Origin of the sequence: Flagellimonas pelagia (assembly GCF_003584135.1) — a bacterium.
Lineage (GTDB): Bacteria > Bacteroidota > Bacteroidia > Flavobacteriales > Flavobacteriaceae > Flagellimonas > Flagellimonas pelagia.
Genome location: NZ_QXFI01000036.1, coordinates 230,262 through 246,679 on the forward strand (window position 1 = coordinate 230,262; position 16,418 = coordinate 246,679).

A 16,418-nucleotide genomic window follows, 5' to 3' on the forward strand; every position below is an offset into this window, starting at 1 on the left:
TAGCTACAAACACTCCAACCCTATGCCACTCGTTATTGCCGTTCTCGGGATCTTCCTTTTGTTCATACTGATTGCCAAGTTTAAACTGAATGCCTTTCTATCCTTCATCATCGTATGTCTTTTCGTTGGGATTTTTCAGGGTATGGAATTGGGAAACCTGGTACTGTCCATTCAAAGGGGAATAGGCAATACCTTGGGTTTTTTGGTATTGATCCTTGGACTTGGGGCCATGTTGGGCAAATTAGTGGCAGATAGTGGTGCCGCACAACGGATAACCACACAATTGGTGGCCAAATTTGGATTAAAACACGTACAATGGGCCATGGTCATCACCGGTTTCATTGTTGGGATCCCGATGTTCTATTCCGTTGGGTTTGTGATTTTGATTCCCTTAGTGTTTACCGTTGCGTATTCCACAGGGCTTCCATTGCTCTATGTTGGTTTACCGATGCTTACTTCGCTTTCTGTAACGCATGGTTACCTTCCACCCCACCCCGCACCCACCGCCATTGCGGCCATGTTCAATGCGGATATCGGCAAAACCTTGTTATACGGTCTTTGTATTGCCATTCCTGCCATCATTGTGGCTGGACCTTTGTTTGCGCGTACTATCAAAAAGGTGGAGGCAAAACCACTCAAGGAGTTTTACAACCCTAATAGCGTTCCCGAGGAGGAACTACCATCCACCTTCATCAGTATTTTTACGGCCCTATCGCCTATTCTTCTAATTGGAATCGCTATAGCGGCGGAACATTTTATGAAGGAAAGTTTGCTTCGCAGCATCCTCACCTTCATTGGCAATCCTGTTATCGCTTTATTGATTTCAGTGCTTTTGGCCATTTACACCTTGGGAATTGCCAAGGGGAAGGAAATGTCCAAAATCATGGATTCCCTTACTTCTTCCGTTTCCAGCATTACCATGATCCTCTTGATTATAGCCGGTGCAGGAGCTTTGAAAGAAGTATTGATCGATAGCCATGTGAGCGATTATATTGCCGACAGTTTGAAAGGTTCTAGCATATCTCCGTTAATCTTGGCCTGGCTTATCGCCACTGCTATTCGGGTTAGCGTGGGTTCGGCTACCGTAGCCGGATTGACAGCCGCAGGGATTGTTTTACCCTTGGCCTCCAGTACTGGAGTGAGCCCAGAATTGATGGTTTTGGCCATCGGTTCCGGAAGTTTGATGCTCTCCCATGTCAACGATACCGGATTTTGGATGTTCAAGGAATACTTCAACCTTTCGGTAAAGGAAACCCTGTCTACTTGGACGGTCATGGAAACCCTTGTGGGCATCATGGGCCTCATTGGGGTTTTGGTTTTAAATACAATCATTTAATTAGATATATGCAAAGTTTGCCTACCAAACGATTAGAGGAATTGAATATTCAACTTCCTCCCGCTCCACCACCTGCAGGAGTGTACAAACCAATATTGGTTGTGGATAATTTTTTATACGTATCGGGCCAAGGGCCCATTAACATGGATGGCTCCAAGATGGTTGGCCGCGCCGGGGATGACCTGGACAAGGATCAAGCAAAATTGGCCGCCCGTCAAGTGGGTTTGACCATGTTATCTACCATTTCCACCCATTTTGGCAGCTTGGATAAAATCAAAAGAGTGGTTAAGGTGTTGGGTATGGTAAACTGTACCCCTGATTTTGGCAATCAGCCCTATGTCATCAATGGTTTTAGCGAATTGATGGCCGATGTCTTTGGGGAAGATAACGGTATCGGGGTTCGTAGTGCAGTAGGCATGATGCTCCCCGGTAACATTGCCGTGGAAATCGAGGCCATGTTCGAACTTCATCCTTAAGGCCCCCTATCATGTTCATTTTTGATGCCCATTTGGACCTTTCCATGAACGCTATGGAGTGGAATCGGGACTTAACCCTTTCAGTACCGGAAATAAGGGAACGTGAAGCAGGAAAAACCGACAAACCTGACCGTGGTAAAAACATGGTTTCTCTCCCGGCCATGCGAAAGGGCAACATCGGCCTCTGCGTGGCTACCCAGATTGCACGCTATGTAAAAAAAGGAAACACCTTGCCGGGTTGGCATTCCCAACATCAGGCTTGGGCACAGACCCAAGGACAATTGGCGTGGTACAAATCCATGGAAAAGGCCGGTGAAATGGTTCAGATTCGAAATTTGAACGACATGGAAAAACACTTGGCCTTATGGCAAACTGACCAACCCAACAAACCAATCGGTTTTATTTTAAGTCTGGAGGGCGCTGACTCCATTGTGGATATGGACTATTTGGAACAAGCCTATGAAAGTGGTTTGAGGGCCATCGGTCCTGCACATTATGGACCTGGTGTTTATGCCTATGGAACAGATTCTGTGGGCGGAATTGGAACCAAAGGAAAGGAACTTTTGAAAAAAATTGAGGAACTCAACCTGATTCTGGACGCCACCCATCTGTGCGACATGAGCTTTTGGGAAGCCATGAAAGTCTATAGCGGTCCTGTTTGGGCCAGTCATAACAATTGCCGGAAGTTTGTGGATCACAACAGGCAGTTTTCAGATGAGCAAATCAAGGAATTGATCCAAAGAAAAGCTGTTATAGGGGTAGTATTGGATGCTTGGATGATGGTTCCCAATTGGGTCCGTGGCAAATCCACACCACAGGACATGGGCGTTACCTTGGAAATCATGGTAGACAATATTGATCATATCTGTCAATTGGCCGGAAATACAGACCATGTGGGTATTGGTACCGACTTGGATGGTGGCTATGGATTGGAACAAAGCCCTGCGGACATGGACACCATAGCCGATCTTCAAAAAGTTCCGGATCTACTTAAAACTCGGGGATATAGTCCATCTGACATTGAAAAGATTATGAACCTAAATTTCATCAACTTTTTAAAAAGGGTTTGGGTGTAAACGTGGTCCAGTTCAGTGTCAAATCAAAACCAGGCTAGCGGCTTTAAGGGTAAACTCTGTTAAAAAAAAGGCATTTATTGGCTTACATACCAAACAGTATCTGTTTTTTTATATCTTAGTTTCACCCTAAACCAACCTTTTCCTCATGACCAAGAAAGCAGAGCGAACCACCGCTTACATCATTGAAACCGTTGCCCCTATTTTCAACAAGCACGGTTATGTGGGGACCAGTATGAGCGATTTGACCGAGGCCACTGGCCTTACCAAAGGCGCCATCTATGGTAATTTTGAGAATAAGGAGGCTCTTGCCCTTTCTGCCTTTGAGTACAATCGGAATCTCTTGTTGTCTGCCATCGATGCTAAATTGAGTGAAGATGACGGTGCTATGGACAAACTGTTCACCTTAATTCAATTTTATAAGCAATATGATGTGTTTACCCTGCCCATGGGTGGATGCCCCATCCTGAATGTGGGGGTGGATGCACAGGGGAACAATACCCTATTGTCCGCAGCTGTAAAGGAAACCATTAAAGATATTGAAGGGAAAATCGCCCTAGTTTTGGAGAATGGGGCCAAAAGTGATGAATTGCATTTATCCGTGCCACCACTGCAATTTGCAAAACAATTGTTCACCATGATACAAGGAGCCATTGCCATGAGTACCATAACCCGTGATCGGAAATATTTGATCAACACACTGACCTACTTGGAACATTTGGTAAAAAAGGAAATCAAAAAATAAAGGTCGATTAATTCCGCTTCACCCTGAAAATCCAAGTCTTTTCGGGGTATTTTCCATAAAACTTACTGTCCCTTGCCTTTCTGGCCTCGTCCATGGAATTGTACCGCTCCAAATACACATAGTTATATTTGTTGACCTTTCGGTAAAAGGATTTTGGCTCCAATCCCTTCTGGCGTAAGGTTTTCATGAAGTTATCGAAATACTTCTGTGTACCATAAACATTGGCAATCAAGTAAAAACCAGGTTCCAATCCTTCCTCATTTTCCACCTCTTCATACTTTTCATTGGGTCGAAGCTCCACTTTTTGGGATTGTAAGGTAGCAATACTGTCCTTTTCACCTTGGGCCTTTAATTGTAATGCCAATTGTTGTGCCTGGGCAATGGAATCTCGCTCCTTTTGAAGGGCCAATTTTCTCTCGCGTTCCTGCTCCTCTTGCCTTCGGGCCTCTTCATTCATCTGGTCTTCTGTAACCATTTTCTCTTCATCTTCCGGCTCCGGCTCCCTGACCCGTTTTTCTGTTTTTCCAAAGTTATAGGACGCGATCAGTTCCAGTGTCGGGTCTTTGGCGTCCAATTCGGCATCCGTACCAAATTCCACAAGCCCTCCAATAGAAAAAGACTTGGCAAAAGTAGCCCCGAGTCCTCCAGTGACCCCATAAAAACTATTGTAGCCTCCTTGCACCCAAAATTTTGGCGTAGAAAGCAGTCCATTGACCCCAAATTGGGTGTCCAAATAGGGTATTGATTTAACATACACTATGGGCCTAAAAAAGCTTTCACCCCAATCCTGGAAAATAGCCAATGGGAAATCGTTGCTCAAGGTTCCAGTAATTGTTTTGAAATTATTGGCAGTTGCACTTTCACTATCCGAAAGATTAAATCCGAAGGCATTTTCAAAGGCCAGACCAACCCCAAATCGATTTACCATCAAGCGCAGGGCAGGCGAGAATTTTACTCGAAACCCCTCAAAACTTTCCAGAGTCGCTTGGTCCAACCCTTCATTGGTCCCGTACTGTTCGTCTGCGACCGTTTGTTGAAATGCAAAAACATTGATGCCCGCCAACAGTTTTACATCCTCATTAATAGGGAAGGCATAAACAAAATTAGCATTGCCGCCTGTATTCAGAAAGGTTCCTGTATTGTGCTGTAAAAAACCAATACTCGCAGTTGACTTTGGTCCCAAGCTATGGGTATAATTGGCAAAAAGGGTGGATGGATCCCCATCAATGGTCTGCCATTGCCAGCGTGACCAAACGGAAAGGGAGTTGGGTAGGTTCCAATCATAAGCATAGGTGGCGTTCCAAAGACTTGCGTTGAATTGCGTTAAGGAGTGTTGCCTAAAGTCGGTAGGTAAAGCAGGCTCTTGGGCAGATAACCCCATCCAAATCAGTGCGCATGATAAAAAGACCAAGTACCTATGCATACGAGAAAATAAAAATTAAACGTTACTTTTAGATCAGCTAAAAATAACACGGGAACTTTAGATCTGTACTATGCGAACCATCAAACCGTTGATTGCCATTGCAATTTTAATCATTGGAAGTATCAGCTGCAAAAAAGATACGAAAAATGTAGAACCTGTAATCTCCACTTTCTATTTTATCCGTCATGCGGAAAAAGACAGGACAGATCCTGACAATCCCGATCCAGAGCTCAATCAAAATGGTTTAGACCGCGCCATAAGATGGGCCGAAGTATTCGATGCCATCCCCATGGATGCCATCTATTCCACCAATTACGAACGCACCTCGATGACGGCTGCCCCAACTTCGGTAAAACAAAATGTAGATGTGCAGTACTACGACCCCAAATCCGTAGATGTGGAGGAATTCAAACTAGTGAATGAAGGAAAAAATGTACTCGTGGTCGGGCACAGCAACACCATCCCTGATTTTGTGAACAAAATGATCGGTTTTGACAAATATGGGCAAATGGACGATGACGACAATAGCAGCCTTTTTATTGTTCGTATCATTGATGGAGTACCCACCGATTTCCGATTAAAAATGGATTGACCCTACTCTACCTGAATATCGATCAGTTCTATTTTGGATAACAACTCCAGTTCCCCTTTATCAAACAGTTGTCCAATTTCCAAGATATCCGAACCTTCGGATTTGGGCTTATAATTCTCGTAATCCACAAAACGGATACCGTTCACATACCGTTCGTTATAGGCTTTTCGGAAACGCTGTCCGCCTCCATTCACATGAAAGTCATAGGCTAGGTAATCGACCTTAAAGCTTTCTATATCAAACCAATACAGGTAGGTGTCATCAAAATCATCACCTCCGCCCTGTTGGTCAAAAGTTACTTTGATCTTATAATATTCCTTGCCACCAATGGTTTCTTTACCCAATAATTCCTTGTTCACGGCACCGTCGTTCAAACCATAGGGCAATCGGGCAAAATAGTGCACTGAATTTACCGAGTTGGCATATCGAACAGCCATGCTATCAGGAACGGTGACCAAAGAATCGTTCACATACCTTTCAAAATCATTGCCGTTTTTTACATCGCGAATGATTACAGAATCCAAATCAGAAACACGGTCCAAAACAATTTTTCCGTTTTCATTCTTGGAGTAATACGTTTTATCCCGAAACGCAAAGCCTGTGCTATGGGTTTTGTAAAGCTGCCCTCCACTCACTTCAATGGACTTGTCCACAATCTCTTGGGCAGTTAAAGGTTTTGGTGCATTCTCTTTGCACGAAACAAATAGGATAAGAAAAGTAGCCGTAAAAAGATATTTCATGGTTTTGGTTTTGTTCATAATCGTAAAATCTAGCGTAACATTACAATTTTCTTGACTAAGAGTTTATACTTTTGCACACGATGCAGCAAAATATCAACATAAAAAACAAAAGGGCCCGGTTTGATTACGAGATCCTCGACACCTACACGGCTGGCATCGTGTTGGGTGGAACGGAAATCAAATCGATTCGTTTGGGCAAGGCCAACCTGTCCCAAAGTTTTTGCGAATTTAACGATAAGGGAGAACTTTTTGTGGTGAACATGCAGGTAGATGAATACAGCCACGGAAGTTACTACAACCACAAACCCAAAGCCGAACGCAAATTGTTGCTCAACAAAAGGGAGTTGAAAAAACTTCGCAAAGAGGTGACCACTTCAGGACTTACCATCATTCCTTTGAACCTTTTCATCAACGATAGGGGTTTGGCAAAGGTGAACATTGGTCTGGCAAAGGGTAAAAAACTGTACGACAAAAGGGACACCATTAAAGATCGCGATACCAAACGGAATCTGGACCGCGTGAAAAAAAGTTTCAACAACTAGTTTTTGTCCTCCAATAACGGGACGAACCTAAAGGCACCCAATTCTCGTTTTTCAAATTCCTTTTCGGATTTACGCACGAACAAGGTCATCACCTGTTCATCTTCCCCAACGGGAATCACCAATCTACCTCCAACCTTTAGTTGGGACATCAAGGCTTTTGGGACCTCTGGGGCTCCGGCAGTGACAATGATACCATCGAACGGGGCATCTTCGGGCAATCCTTTATAGCCATCCCCAAATGTCATTTTTTTAGGTCGATAGCCCATTTTGGTGAAAAACAGCTTGGTCTTCTTGAAAAGTTCCTGTTGCCTTTCAATAGTATAGACCCTAGCCTTCAAATGAAGCAAAATAGCGGTTTGATAGCCGCTTCCCGTTCCAATTTCAAGGATTTTATCGTTGGGTTTCACCTGAAGGAGTTCGGTCTGGAAAGCGACGGTATAAGGCTGGGAAATGGTTTGATCTGCACCAATGGGGAAGGCCTTGTCCTGGTAGGCATGGTCCTCAAAACCACTGTCCAAGAACAAATGTCTTGGAATAGTCTTTATGGCCTCTAAAACTTTCTTGTCCGTTATCCCCTTGGCCTCAACAATTTCGGCCAATTTATTGCGCATTCCCCTATGCTTGAGCGTATCCTTCATGTTCGTTGGTCTGGTCTACGAATTTAACAAGTTCTCCAAAAAATACCTTTAGTTACTTTCTAATTTTTGAGGCAAAGTGCCATCATATCCGTATTTTTGACAAAATTGGATACTATGCTTAAAGTTGGTGTTCTGGGTGCAGGACATTTGGGAAAAATTCACCTTAGACTCTTAAACCAATCAGAAAAATATGAGCTTGTGGGGTTCTACGATCCCGATGAGATCAATGCAAAAAAGGTGGCGGCCGAATTCGGATATACCTATTTTGAAAACATCAATACCTTGATCGATGCCGTAGATGTGGTCGATATTGTGACCCCTACCCTTTCCCATTACGAATGTGCCAAAAAATCCATTCTGAATGGAAAACACATCTTTATAGAAAAACCCATCACCAATACGTTGGAAGAAGCCGAAGAGCTTTTAGATCTCTCTAAAAAACATGGGGTAAAAGGCCAAGTTGGACATGTGGAGCGCTTTAATCCGGCATTTTTGGCGGTGAAGGACAAGATTGAGAACCCCATGTTCATCGAGACCCACCGCTTGGCGGAATTCAACCCAAGGGGTACCGATGTTCCAGTGGTGCTCGACCTTATGATCCATGATATTGATGTGATCCTGAGCGTTGTTCCTTCTGAAGTAAAACAGATCAATGCCAGTGGGGTATCCGTAATCAGTAATTCCCCGGACATTGCCAATGCTAGAATCGAGTTTGAAAACGGTTGCGTGGCCAACCTCACCTCTAGCCGTATTTCCTTGAAAAACATGCGTAAATCGCGTTTCTTCCAGAAGGACGCCTATATTTCCGTTGATTTTTTGGAGAAAAAGGTGGAAGTAGTAAAAATGAAAGATGCACCTGAAAAACCAGGGGATTTTGATATGATCCTTCAAAATGCGGAAGGCGTGAAAAAACAGATCTATTTTGAAAATCCCGAAATTGACGTCAACAATGCCATTCTGGATGAGCTTGAAACCTTTGCCGATGCCATCAACAACGATAGAACCCCGGTTGTCACCCTACAACAAGGCACCAATGCGTTGCGAGTGGCCCTACAGATTATCGAATCTTTTAAAAAATAACTCTTAGTTCGTTCGAGCCTCGTCTCGAACGACAAAAACATAATAGCATTTCCATGAAAAAAATAGCGGTAATAGGTGCAGGGACCATGGGCAACGGTATTGCCCACGTTTTTGCGCAAAGTGGCTTCAATGTTAACCTTATCGATATTTCGCAGGCATCCTTGGAACGTGGATTGGCAACCATTGCCAAAAACTTGGATCGCATGGTGGCTAAGGAATCCATCAAAGAGTCTGACAAAACAGCCATATTGGCCAATATTTCAACCTTTACCCACATCATGGACGGCGTTTCGGAAGCAGACCTTGTGGTAGAGGCCGCCACCGAAAATCTGGACATCAAACTCAAGATTTTCAAGGATTTGGATGAAATGTGCCAGCCACAGACCCTATTGGCCAGCAACACTTCCTCCATTTCCATCACGCAGATTGCCTCCGTGACCCAACGTCCGGACAAGGTCATCGGTATGCACTTCATGAACCCGGTTCCCATCATGAAATTGGTGGAGATCATCCGTGGTTACAGCACTTCGGACGAAGTGACCAAAACCATCATGGAACTTTCGGAAAAATTGGGCAAAACCCCAACCGAGGTGAACGATTACCCTGGTTTTGTGGCCAATCGCATCTTGATGCCGATGATCAACGAAGCCATTGAAACGCTATACAACAGAGTGGCCGGCGTAGCTGAAATCGACACCGTGATGAAACTCGGCATGGCCCACCCCATGGGACCGTTACAATTGGCCGATTTTATCGGTTTAGATATTTGCCTTTCCATTTTGAATGTGATGTACGATGGTTTCAAAAATCCTAAATATGCCCCTTGCCCCTTGCTGGTGAACATGGTAATGGCCGGTAAATTGGGTGTGAAATCAGGGGAAGGTTTTTACGATTATTCCGAATCCAAGAAAGCGGAAAAGGTTTCGGCACAGTTTAAATAAACATCTAACAATTTAAATCTCTTGCATTTAAAAACTTCCATATTGAGTTTGGCCGTCATTCCGACAGAGCAATGCGACGAGGAATCTCAAGCCGAATAAATTGAAATGAGATTTCTCACTTTGTTCGAAATGACATGGGATTCTTATATGTTGAAAAATAACAGCACCAAATTGTTGGATGATTACCTAAACCAAATGAAAATTTCATGGCCATCGTAAAACCTTTCAAGGCCATACGCCCTACCAAGGACAAGGCCTTCTTTGTGGCATCCCGATCATATGAGGAATACGGTCCGGAGGAGTTGCAGGCGGTGCTGCAGTTCAATCCGTTTTCGTTTCTCCATATCATCAATCCCGGGTTTAAGTTTGAAAAGCATATCACGGGAAAAGAACGTTTTCACTTGGTCCGGAACCGTTATCTTGAATTTTTGGAGGAAAATGTCTTCCTGAAGGATAAAGAACCGAGTTTTTACCTTTACCAGATTGAAAAAGGTGACTTTAAAAGTCTTGGTTTTTTCTGTGCCTGTAGCGTGGAGGATTATCGGAACGATGTCATCAAAAAGCATGAGGATACCCTTCATCATCGGGAAGAATTGTTTGCGGATTATCTCTATTCCGTAGGATTTAATGCCGAACCTGTCTTGATGACGTATCCTGATAATCCCACTGTGGATGAAATCTTTCAGAAAAAAATCCAACGGGAACCCGAGTACGATTTTACCACCACGGACAAAGTCAACCACAAACTCTGGAAAATTTCTTACCCCGAAGGGATTGAAAAACTCCAAAACGCTTTTAATGGACTGGATGCCCTTTATATTGCGGACGGTCACCACCGTAGTGCCTCAAGCCATTTGCTGGCGGAACAACTTCAAAATGAAAATCCTAAACATACCGGAACCGAGCCATATAATTATTTCATGGCATATTTGATTCCTGAATCGCAGATCAAAATTTACGAGTTCAACCGTATGGTGAAGGATTTGAACGGGTTAAGCAAGGAAGAATTCTTAATCAGACTGGATGAGCATTTCAGGATAGAAAAACGGGAGGATGGACTGTACAAACCTTCCAAAAAGCATGAATTTAGTATGTATTTGGAAGGCGAGTTCTATTTACTTCATCTACGGATGACCAATTACAAATTCACAGATGCCCTGAGTCAATTGGACACACAAATCCTGTTCAAGACCATATTGGAGCCTATTTTGAATATTACGGATTTACGGAACGACAAGCGGATTGCCTATGGTTATGGAAAACACAACCTCATGCAAATGAAGGATCGTGTGGACCGTGGTGAATTTGTTGTCGGGTTCAGTTTGTCCCCCACAACGGTGGATGAAATCAAGGCGATTGCCAATGCAGGATTGACTATGCCTCCAAAAAGTACCTATATTGAGCCAAAATTGCGTAGCGGATTAACTATTTACGAATTGTAAGTTTTCAATCTATCTGACATGAAAAAGGAACTAATTCTTGGTATATTTTTTACAATTACCGGAGCTTTACTGTACTGGGGAACCATTGTGGATTTTAAGAAAAGAAAAGAGGAATGGCAAATTGACAATGCACCTTGGCATTTGCGACAACACGATAGTGGACAAATTTGGAAGTTGAGGATTCCTGCTATAGCATTTTTATTTGTCGGGCTTCAATTTTTGTACAATGAATTGGCCCTTATTCAAGGATGGAAAACTACCGGTGAACTCTTTAGCATGTTTGCAAATTGGGTTTATTAAATTTGAATTATAATGAGTATTGTCAATAATATTAAAAGTATCCTAGCCGAAATTCCAGAGGGGGTCGTTTTGGTTGCTGTTTCCAAAACCAAGCCCAAAGAAGCTCTTTTGGAAGCATACGAAGCGGGCCAACGGGTGTTCGGGGAGAACAAAGTCCAAGAAATGGTGGGGAAATGGGAACTCCTGCCCAAGGACATCGAATGGCACATGATCGGACACTTGCAGCGTAACAAAGTGAAATACATGGCCGAATTTGTGTCGTTGATCCATGGTGTGGATAGTCTTAAGCTTTTAATCGAAATTGATAAGCAGGCGCAGAAATACGGACGCGTGATTCCCTGTCTGCTGCAAATGCATATTGCCGAGGAGGACACCAAATTTGGGTTGGATGAGCAGGAATTGAATGAACTCATCGCCTCAGATGAATTTCAAACAATGGAAAATATAAAAGTTGTGGGGCTCATGGGCATGGCCACTTTCACTTCGGATGAGGTCCAAATTAGAAAGGAGTTTGCGCATCTCAAGTCCATTTTTGAAAATTTAAAACAAAAACTGCCCGGAATTTCCATTCTTTCCATGGGTATGAGCGGGGATTATCAACTCGCCATTGAAGAAGGCAGCACCATGGTGCGCATTGGAAGTAGTATATTTGGGTCTAGGAACTATTCGTAAAACAACCAAAGGATTTCATGTACGCCATACTGGATATTGAAAGCACGGGAGGAAAATACAATGAAGAAGGCATCATGGAAATTGCCATCCACCGTTTTGATGGCCATCAGGTAGTGGATCAATTTATCTGCTTGATCAATCCTGAGCGGGAAATCCAGCCTTTTGTGGCCAAACTAACGGGTATCAACAATAAAATGTTGCGCTCCGCCCCCAAGTTCCACGAAGTGGCCAAACGTATTGTGGAAATCACCGAAGGGACCGTTATTGTGGCGCACAACGCCCAATTTGATTACAGGATCCTAAGGACCGAATTCAGGCGATTGGGCTACGATTACCAAAGAAAAACACTTTGCACGGTCGATCTTTCCAAGCAATTGATCCCGGATGCGGAATCGCACAGTTTGGGCAAGCTGGCCCGATCTTTGGGAATTCCCATGAGCGATAGACATCGCGCCAACGGGGATGCCTTGGCTACGTTGAAATTGTTCAAATTGTTGCTGAACAAGGACACGGATAAAAAAATCATGACCGAGGTCATACGGGAAGAAACTCATGGGGAACTTTCACCCAACCAATTGGACATGGTGTTCAAACTTCCTTCGGAAACAGGTGTCTACTACATGCACGACAAGGACGGGGACATCATTTTCCTGGGTAAGACCAAGGACATCAAAAGTCGTGTGAACCAACATTTTACCAATATTGGCAAGTTGGCACGAAAGCTTCAAAAAGAGACCAAAAAGGTTTCTTATGAACCCACTGGAAGTGAGTTGATAGCCATTCTAAAGGCCTATTTGGAGCAAAAGAAAAATAATCCCAAGTACAACCAAGTCACCAAAAAGAAATTATTCTCGCACACTGTGGACTTTAGCCAGAACGGTACGGAGCACATCATTTTGGAGGTGGAGAGTAGCAGAATGATCAAAAATAAAGCCATTACTTTTAATGGAATCACTGCTGCCCGGAGTTTTTTAGGCAAAATCCAGACGGAGTTTGGACTATGTCCCTGCTCCCTGGATCTGGATGCTATTTGCATGCAACAGGACGATGCGGAAACCAATGTGGCCGATTGCAATGACAAAGTACTCACCGCTTATGAAAAGTACAGCATTCAAGGCAAAGATATTGCTCTTTTGGATCGAGGCAGGGTCACTGGGGAACGAAGTTTTATTCTGATCAAAAACGGTAAGCTTCAAGGATTTGGATATGTAGAACTCAACCATCAAATCAATAATATTCATATCTTGGAATCCATCATGACACCGATGCCGAGCGATGACAATACCACATTCATCATAGAATCCTATCTAAGAAAAAACAATAGATTAAAGACTATACCCCTAACCACTTCAATTTGACAAACCAAAAAGAACAGTCCAGATGGAAAAGCAAACTTCATGAAGTGATTTATGAAGCGGACACCCCTGCAGGCAAACTTTTTGACATCCTTCTCTTTGTGCTGATCGTTTTCAGCGTGATATTGGTCATGATGGAAAGTATCAAGGGATTTGATGACCAATATTATGACACGCTCTTAACCCTGGAATGGATCGTGACCATTCTATTCTCCCTGGAATACATCGCACGGTTGATCAGTATCAAAAAACCTTGGAGATATGCCCTAAGCTTTTATGGTATCATCGATTTTCTTTCTACCATACCACTATATCTTTCTTATATTTTTGCTGGCTCACAAGTATTGTTGGCGGTAAGGGCATTTCGATTGCTTAGGATTTTCAGGATTTTAAAATTGGTCAAATTCATTGGAGAAGCTTCGCAACTTCAGGCAGCATTAAAGGCCAGTCGAACCAAAATTGCCGTTTTTATCTATGTGGTGCTCATCCTTTCCGTTATCTTCGGAACCCTAATGTACATGGTGGAAGGTGAGGAATCTGGCTTTACAAGCATCCCCAGAAGCATCTATTGGACCATCGTGACCCTAACCACCGTCGGCTATGGGGACATTGCACCACAAACCAATTTGGGACAGTTTTTGGCTACCGTGATCATGATCTTGGGTTATGGTATCATCGCGGTACCGACCGGTATTGTTACTGCGGAATTTACTAGGAGCAAGAAAGATGGAGTAAAGAACGATGAAGGACATATGGTACATGTAAACACCCAAGCCTGTCCCAATTGTTCTGCGGAAGGCCATAGGGATGATGCCACCCACTGTTATAATTGCGGACATCCATTATGAGCTCAAAAGTCTTATTAACGGTTGTTGGGCCCACAGCCATTGGAAAAACCGCTTTGGGTATTTTGCTGGCCCAACATTATAAAACCGAAATTGTCTCCGCGGATTCGCGCCAGTTCTTCAAGGAAATGGAAATCGGGACCGCTGTGCCATCAAAAGAAGAACTTCAGGCCGTTCCCCATCATTTTATTCAACACAAAAGCATATTCGACCCTTACTCCGTTGGCGATTTCGAAAAAGAAGCTATTTCATTTTTGGAGGAACTTTTTAAAAACCAAGACATTGTCGTTATGGTAGGCGGCAGTGGGCTATATGTGGATGCAGTGGTCTCCGGTTTGGATGAATTCCCCGAGGTTGACCCGATAATCCGTGAAAACCTCAACCAACGTCTAGAGGAAGAGGGACTGGAATCCCTTCAAAACGAACTTAAAATCCATGACCCAGAATATTACAAAATTGTAGATCTGGAGAATCCCCATAGGCTCATTAGGGCACTTGAGGTCTCCATTGCCGCAAAAAAACCTTATTCCTCGTTTCTTGACCAACAGAAGCCCAAAAGATCGTTCAAGACCCTTTACATTGGCTTGGATGCCCCTCGGGAAGTGATTTATTCCCGAATAAATGCCCGTGTGGACCTGATGATGGAATACGGTCTATTGGAAGAAGCCAAAAAATTACATGCCCACAAACATCTGAATGCATTGCAAACGGTTGGCTACAAAGAACTTTTTGAATATCTTGACGGCCATTGTCCACTGGAACATGCCATTTCTGAAATCAAAAAGAACACCAGACGGTTTGCAAAACGCCAGCTGACCTGGTTGCGGAAGAATGAAAGCATTTTGTGGATACCCTATAATCTTGAACCTGATAAAATGATTGAACTGATCAACAACCGACTTAAATCCATGGACCATGCCCAACGGTAAGAATGTATTGGTCGTCATGGGGGTGAGTGGTTGCGGTAAAACCGAAATAGGAAAATTACTAGCCAAGGAACTGGGACGTCCTTTTTTTGATGGAGACAATTTCCATCCCAAGGAAAACATCAAAAAAATGAGTTCCGGCCAACCTTTGGACGATGAAGACCGAAGGGAATGGCTTATCAAACTGAACCAACTCGCCTTGGAACACCGACATACTGGTGCCATCATTGCTTGCTCGGCCCTCAAAAAGAATTATAGAAGCCTTTTGCGCGCAGGTATGGGCAACTGTATGGCCTTTGTATATTTAGAAGGGTCCTTTGATTTGATCCAATCGAGATTACAACAAAGAAAGGGGCATTTTATGCCGCCCAACTTGTTGCAATCCCAGTTCGACACCTTGGAGCCCCCCACAAAGGAAATCAAAGTTTCCGTGGAGGACAAGCCTGTTAAAATCGTGAAAGAGGTTCTAAAACAACTGAAATAACGGCCATTCCTAACGGAATTATTTCACTGAAGAACATAAAAAAGCCCCCTAAAGGTGGCTTTTTATTTTTATGATTCATGATATGATCATTGGTTTTCTGCCTTGACCACTAATCGGAATCCTTCCCCGTGAATGTTAAGGATTTCCACGGAATCGTCTCTTTTCAGATACTTTCTCAATTTGGCAATATACACATCCATACTTCTGGAAGTGAAGTAATTATCATCCCTCCAGATTTTGGTCAGCGCCAATTCCCTTGGCATCAAATCATTTTCGTGCAACGCCAACAAACGCAAAAGTTCATTCTCTTTTGGAGAAAGTTTTATAGGTTCCTCGTCATTGAACTTAAGGAAGCGTAGCTTGGAGTTCAAATGAAAATGACCGATTTGGAACTCAAACTGCTTGCTATCGGCCAAGGAACCGGTTGCCTTTCTTTGTAGGATGGCCTTCAATTTCATCAACAGCACTTCGGAATCAAAAGGTTTGTTGAGATAATCATCGGCACCTGCCTTATATCCTTTCAATACATCTTCTTTCATGGTCTTGGCGGTAAGGAAAATAATCGGAACGTTCTCGTTCTTCTCTCGGATTTCCTTTGCAAGGGTAAACCCATCCTTATAGGGCATCATGACATCCAAGATGCAGACATCGAAGTTGTCCTTCTTGAACTTTTCAAATCCTTCCATTCCGTTTTTGGCCAAAACCACATCAAAATCGTTCATGGCCAAATAATCCTTGAGCACAATCCCAAAATTGGGGTCGTCCTCCACCAGTAGTATCTTCTTTTTTTCTGTTTCCATAGTTTGTT

19 protein-coding genes are annotated in these 16,418 nt (G+C 43.4%); 15 read left to right on the forward strand and 4 right to left on the reverse strand.

Annotation, left to right across the window (positions count from 1 at the left end; translation table 11 throughout):
* Positions 1-22 precede the first annotated feature (22 nt).
* The 4 genes from D2V05_RS18035 (at position 23) to D2V05_RS18050 (ending at position 3,630) form a co-directional block, all read left to right on the forward strand.
* Entirely contained in the window at positions 23-1,336 is a 1,314-nt protein-coding gene (locus D2V05_RS18035) for a gluconate:H+ symporter (RefSeq protein ID WP_119648900.1), read from the forward strand.
* An 8-nt stretch (positions 1,337-1,344) separates the two neighbouring features.
* Complete coding sequence (locus D2V05_RS18040; protein ID WP_119648901.1) at positions 1,345-1,812, forward strand: RidA family protein; 468 nt, start codon at positions 1,345-1,347, stop codon at positions 1,810-1,812.
* 11 nt (positions 1,813-1,823) lie between these two features.
* The gene (locus D2V05_RS18045; RefSeq protein ID WP_119648902.1) at positions 1,824-2,888 is read left to right on the forward strand and encodes a dipeptidase; all 1,065 of its coding nucleotides are present in this window, start codon (positions 1,824-1,826) and stop codon (positions 2,886-2,888) included.
* Between the two features lie 145 nt (positions 2,889-3,033).
* The gene (locus D2V05_RS18050; protein ID WP_119648903.1) at positions 3,034-3,630 is read left to right on the forward strand and encodes a TetR/AcrR family transcriptional regulator; all 597 of its coding nucleotides are present in this window, start codon (positions 3,034-3,036) and stop codon (positions 3,628-3,630) included.
* A 7-nt stretch (positions 3,631-3,637) separates the two neighbouring features.
* Here D2V05_RS18050 and D2V05_RS18055 read toward each other — a convergent pair whose 3' ends face one another.
* On the reverse strand, positions 3,638-5,011 hold the full coding sequence (locus tag D2V05_RS18055; RefSeq protein ID WP_183114861.1) for a PorP/SprF family type IX secretion system membrane protein: 1,374 nt from the start codon (positions 5,009-5,011) through the stop codon (positions 3,638-3,640).
* Positions 5,012-5,123: 112 nt separating this feature from the next.
* Here D2V05_RS18055 and D2V05_RS18060 point away from each other — a divergent pair, with 112 nt between their 5' ends.
* On the forward strand, positions 5,124-5,645 hold the full coding sequence (locus D2V05_RS18060; protein WP_119648905.1) for a SixA phosphatase family protein: 522 nt from the start codon (positions 5,124-5,126) through the stop codon (positions 5,643-5,645).
* A gap of 2 nt (positions 5,646-5,647) precedes the next feature.
* Here the strand turns inward: D2V05_RS18060 and D2V05_RS18065 are convergent, their stop codons facing one another.
* A complete protein-coding gene (locus D2V05_RS18065; RefSeq protein ID WP_235855493.1) occupies positions 5,648-6,403 on the reverse strand; it encodes a DUF6503 family protein in 756 nt (251 codons plus the stop codon).
* A 62-nt stretch (positions 6,404-6,465) separates the two neighbouring features.
* Here D2V05_RS18065 and smpB point away from each other — a divergent pair, with 62 nt between their 5' ends.
* The gene (gene smpB / locus D2V05_RS18070; protein ID WP_119641348.1) at positions 6,466-6,927 is read left to right on the forward strand and encodes an SsrA-binding protein SmpB; all 462 of its coding nucleotides are present in this window, start codon (positions 6,466-6,468) and stop codon (positions 6,925-6,927) included.
* On the opposite strand, the gene D2V05_RS18075 is transcribed toward smpB, so the two are convergent.
* On the reverse strand, positions 6,924-7,565 hold the full coding sequence (locus D2V05_RS18075) for a protein-L-isoaspartate(D-aspartate) O-methyltransferase (protein WP_119648906.1): 642 nt from the start codon (positions 7,563-7,565) through the stop codon (positions 6,924-6,926). The two genes, smpB and D2V05_RS18075, sit on opposite strands and share 4 nt — an antisense overlap.
* 114 nt (positions 7,566-7,679) lie before the next feature.
* Here D2V05_RS18075 and D2V05_RS18080 point away from each other — a divergent pair, with 114 nt between their 5' ends.
* From D2V05_RS18080 to D2V05_RS18120, 9 genes are all read left to right on the forward strand, one after another.
* The gene (locus tag D2V05_RS18080) at positions 7,680-8,645 is read left to right on the forward strand and encodes a Gfo/Idh/MocA family protein (protein ID WP_119649391.1); all 966 of its coding nucleotides are present in this window, start codon (positions 7,680-7,682) and stop codon (positions 8,643-8,645) included.
* A 53-nt stretch (positions 8,646-8,698) separates the two neighbouring features.
* The gene (locus D2V05_RS18085; RefSeq protein ID WP_119648907.1) at positions 8,699-9,586 is read left to right on the forward strand and encodes a 3-hydroxybutyryl-CoA dehydrogenase; all 888 of its coding nucleotides are present in this window, start codon (positions 8,699-8,701) and stop codon (positions 9,584-9,586) included.
* 206 nt (positions 9,587-9,792) lie between these two features.
* Entirely contained in the window at positions 9,793-11,028 is a 1,236-nt protein-coding gene (locus D2V05_RS18090) for a DUF1015 domain-containing protein (protein WP_119648908.1), read from the forward strand.
* An 18-nt stretch (positions 11,029-11,046) separates the two neighbouring features.
* Positions 11,047-11,328, forward strand: a complete 282-nt coding sequence (locus tag D2V05_RS18095; protein ID WP_119648909.1) for a hypothetical protein — start codon at positions 11,047-11,049, stop codon at positions 11,326-11,328.
* 12 nt (positions 11,329-11,340) lie between these two features.
* Entirely contained in the window at positions 11,341-12,000 is a 660-nt protein-coding gene (locus D2V05_RS18100) for a YggS family pyridoxal phosphate-dependent enzyme (protein WP_119648910.1), read from the forward strand.
* Between the two features lie 17 nt (positions 12,001-12,017).
* The gene (locus D2V05_RS18105; RefSeq protein ID WP_119648911.1) at positions 12,018-13,358 is read left to right on the forward strand and encodes an exonuclease domain-containing protein; all 1,341 of its coding nucleotides are present in this window, start codon (positions 12,018-12,020) and stop codon (positions 13,356-13,358) included.
* Positions 13,355-14,203, forward strand: a complete 849-nt coding sequence (locus tag D2V05_RS18110; protein ID WP_119648912.1) for an ion transporter — start codon at positions 13,355-13,357, stop codon at positions 14,201-14,203. Before D2V05_RS18105 ends, D2V05_RS18110 begins: the two co-directional genes overlap by 4 nt.
* Entirely contained in the window at positions 14,200-15,129 is a 930-nt protein-coding gene (miaA, locus tag D2V05_RS18115; RefSeq protein WP_119648913.1) for a tRNA (adenosine(37)-N6)-dimethylallyltransferase MiaA, read from the forward strand. Before D2V05_RS18110 ends, miaA begins: the two co-directional genes overlap by 4 nt.
* Positions 15,116-15,610 (forward strand): gluconokinase, encoded by a 495-nt coding sequence (locus D2V05_RS18120; RefSeq protein ID WP_119648914.1) that lies wholly within the window; start codon positions 15,116-15,118, stop codon positions 15,608-15,610. The genes miaA and D2V05_RS18120 overlap by 14 nt, the downstream gene beginning before the upstream one ends.
* 86 nt (positions 15,611-15,696) lie before the next feature.
* On the opposite strand, the gene D2V05_RS18125 is transcribed toward D2V05_RS18120, so the two are convergent.
* Positions 15,697-16,410, reverse strand: a complete 714-nt coding sequence (locus D2V05_RS18125) for a response regulator transcription factor (RefSeq protein WP_119648915.1) — start codon at positions 16,408-16,410, stop codon at positions 15,697-15,699.
* Positions 16,411-16,418: the final 8 nt, after the last annotated feature.

Coding starts and splice junctions, on each gene's coding strand:
- miaA (WP_119648913.1), top strand. CDS start 14,200: ATGAGCTCAAAAGTCTTATTAACGGTTGTTGGGCCCACAGCCATTGGA.
- D2V05_RS18040 (WP_119648901.1), top strand. CDS start 1,345: ATGCAAAGTTTGCCTACCAAACGATTAGAGGAATTGAATATTCAACTT.
- D2V05_RS18075 (WP_119648906.1), bottom strand. CDS start 7,565: ATGAAGGATACGCTCAAGCATAGGGGAATGCGCAATAAATTGGCCGAA.
- D2V05_RS18120 (WP_119648914.1), top strand. CDS start 15,116: ATGCCCAACGGTAAGAATGTATTGGTCGTCATGGGGGTGAGTGGTTGC.
- D2V05_RS18065 (WP_235855493.1), bottom strand. CDS start 6,403: ATGAACAAAACCAAAACCATGAAATATCTTTTTACGGCTACTTTTCTT.
- D2V05_RS18035 (WP_119648900.1), top strand. CDS start 23: ATGCCACTCGTTATTGCCGTTCTCGGGATCTTCCTTTTGTTCATACTG.
- D2V05_RS18060 (WP_119648905.1), top strand. CDS start 5,124: ATGCGAACCATCAAACCGTTGATTGCCATTGCAATTTTAATCATTGGA.
- D2V05_RS18105 (WP_119648911.1), top strand. CDS start 12,018: ATGTACGCCATACTGGATATTGAAAGCACGGGAGGAAAATACAATGAA.
- D2V05_RS18125 (WP_119648915.1), bottom strand. CDS start 16,410: ATGGAAACAGAAAAAAAGAAGATACTACTGGTGGAGGACGACCCCAAT.
- D2V05_RS18080 (WP_119649391.1), top strand. CDS start 7,680: ATGCTTAAAGTTGGTGTTCTGGGTGCAGGACATTTGGGAAAAATTCAC.
- D2V05_RS18045 (WP_119648902.1), top strand. CDS start 1,824: ATGTTCATTTTTGATGCCCATTTGGACCTTTCCATGAACGCTATGGAG.
- D2V05_RS18095 (WP_119648909.1), top strand. CDS start 11,047: ATGAAAAAGGAACTAATTCTTGGTATATTTTTTACAATTACCGGAGCT.
- smpB (WP_119641348.1), top strand. CDS start 6,466: ATGCAGCAAAATATCAACATAAAAAACAAAAGGGCCCGGTTTGATTAC.
- D2V05_RS18055 (WP_183114861.1), bottom strand. CDS start 5,011: ATGGGGTTATCTGCCCAAGAGCCTGCTTTACCTACCGACTTTAGGCAA.
- D2V05_RS18100 (WP_119648910.1), top strand. CDS start 11,341: ATGAGTATTGTCAATAATATTAAAAGTATCCTAGCCGAAATTCCAGAG.
- D2V05_RS18050 (WP_119648903.1), top strand. CDS start 3,034: ATGACCAAGAAAGCAGAGCGAACCACCGCTTACATCATTGAAACCGTT.
- D2V05_RS18085 (WP_119648907.1), top strand. CDS start 8,699: ATGAAAAAAATAGCGGTAATAGGTGCAGGGACCATGGGCAACGGTATT.
- D2V05_RS18090 (WP_119648908.1), top strand. CDS start 9,793: ATGGCCATCGTAAAACCTTTCAAGGCCATACGCCCTACCAAGGACAAG.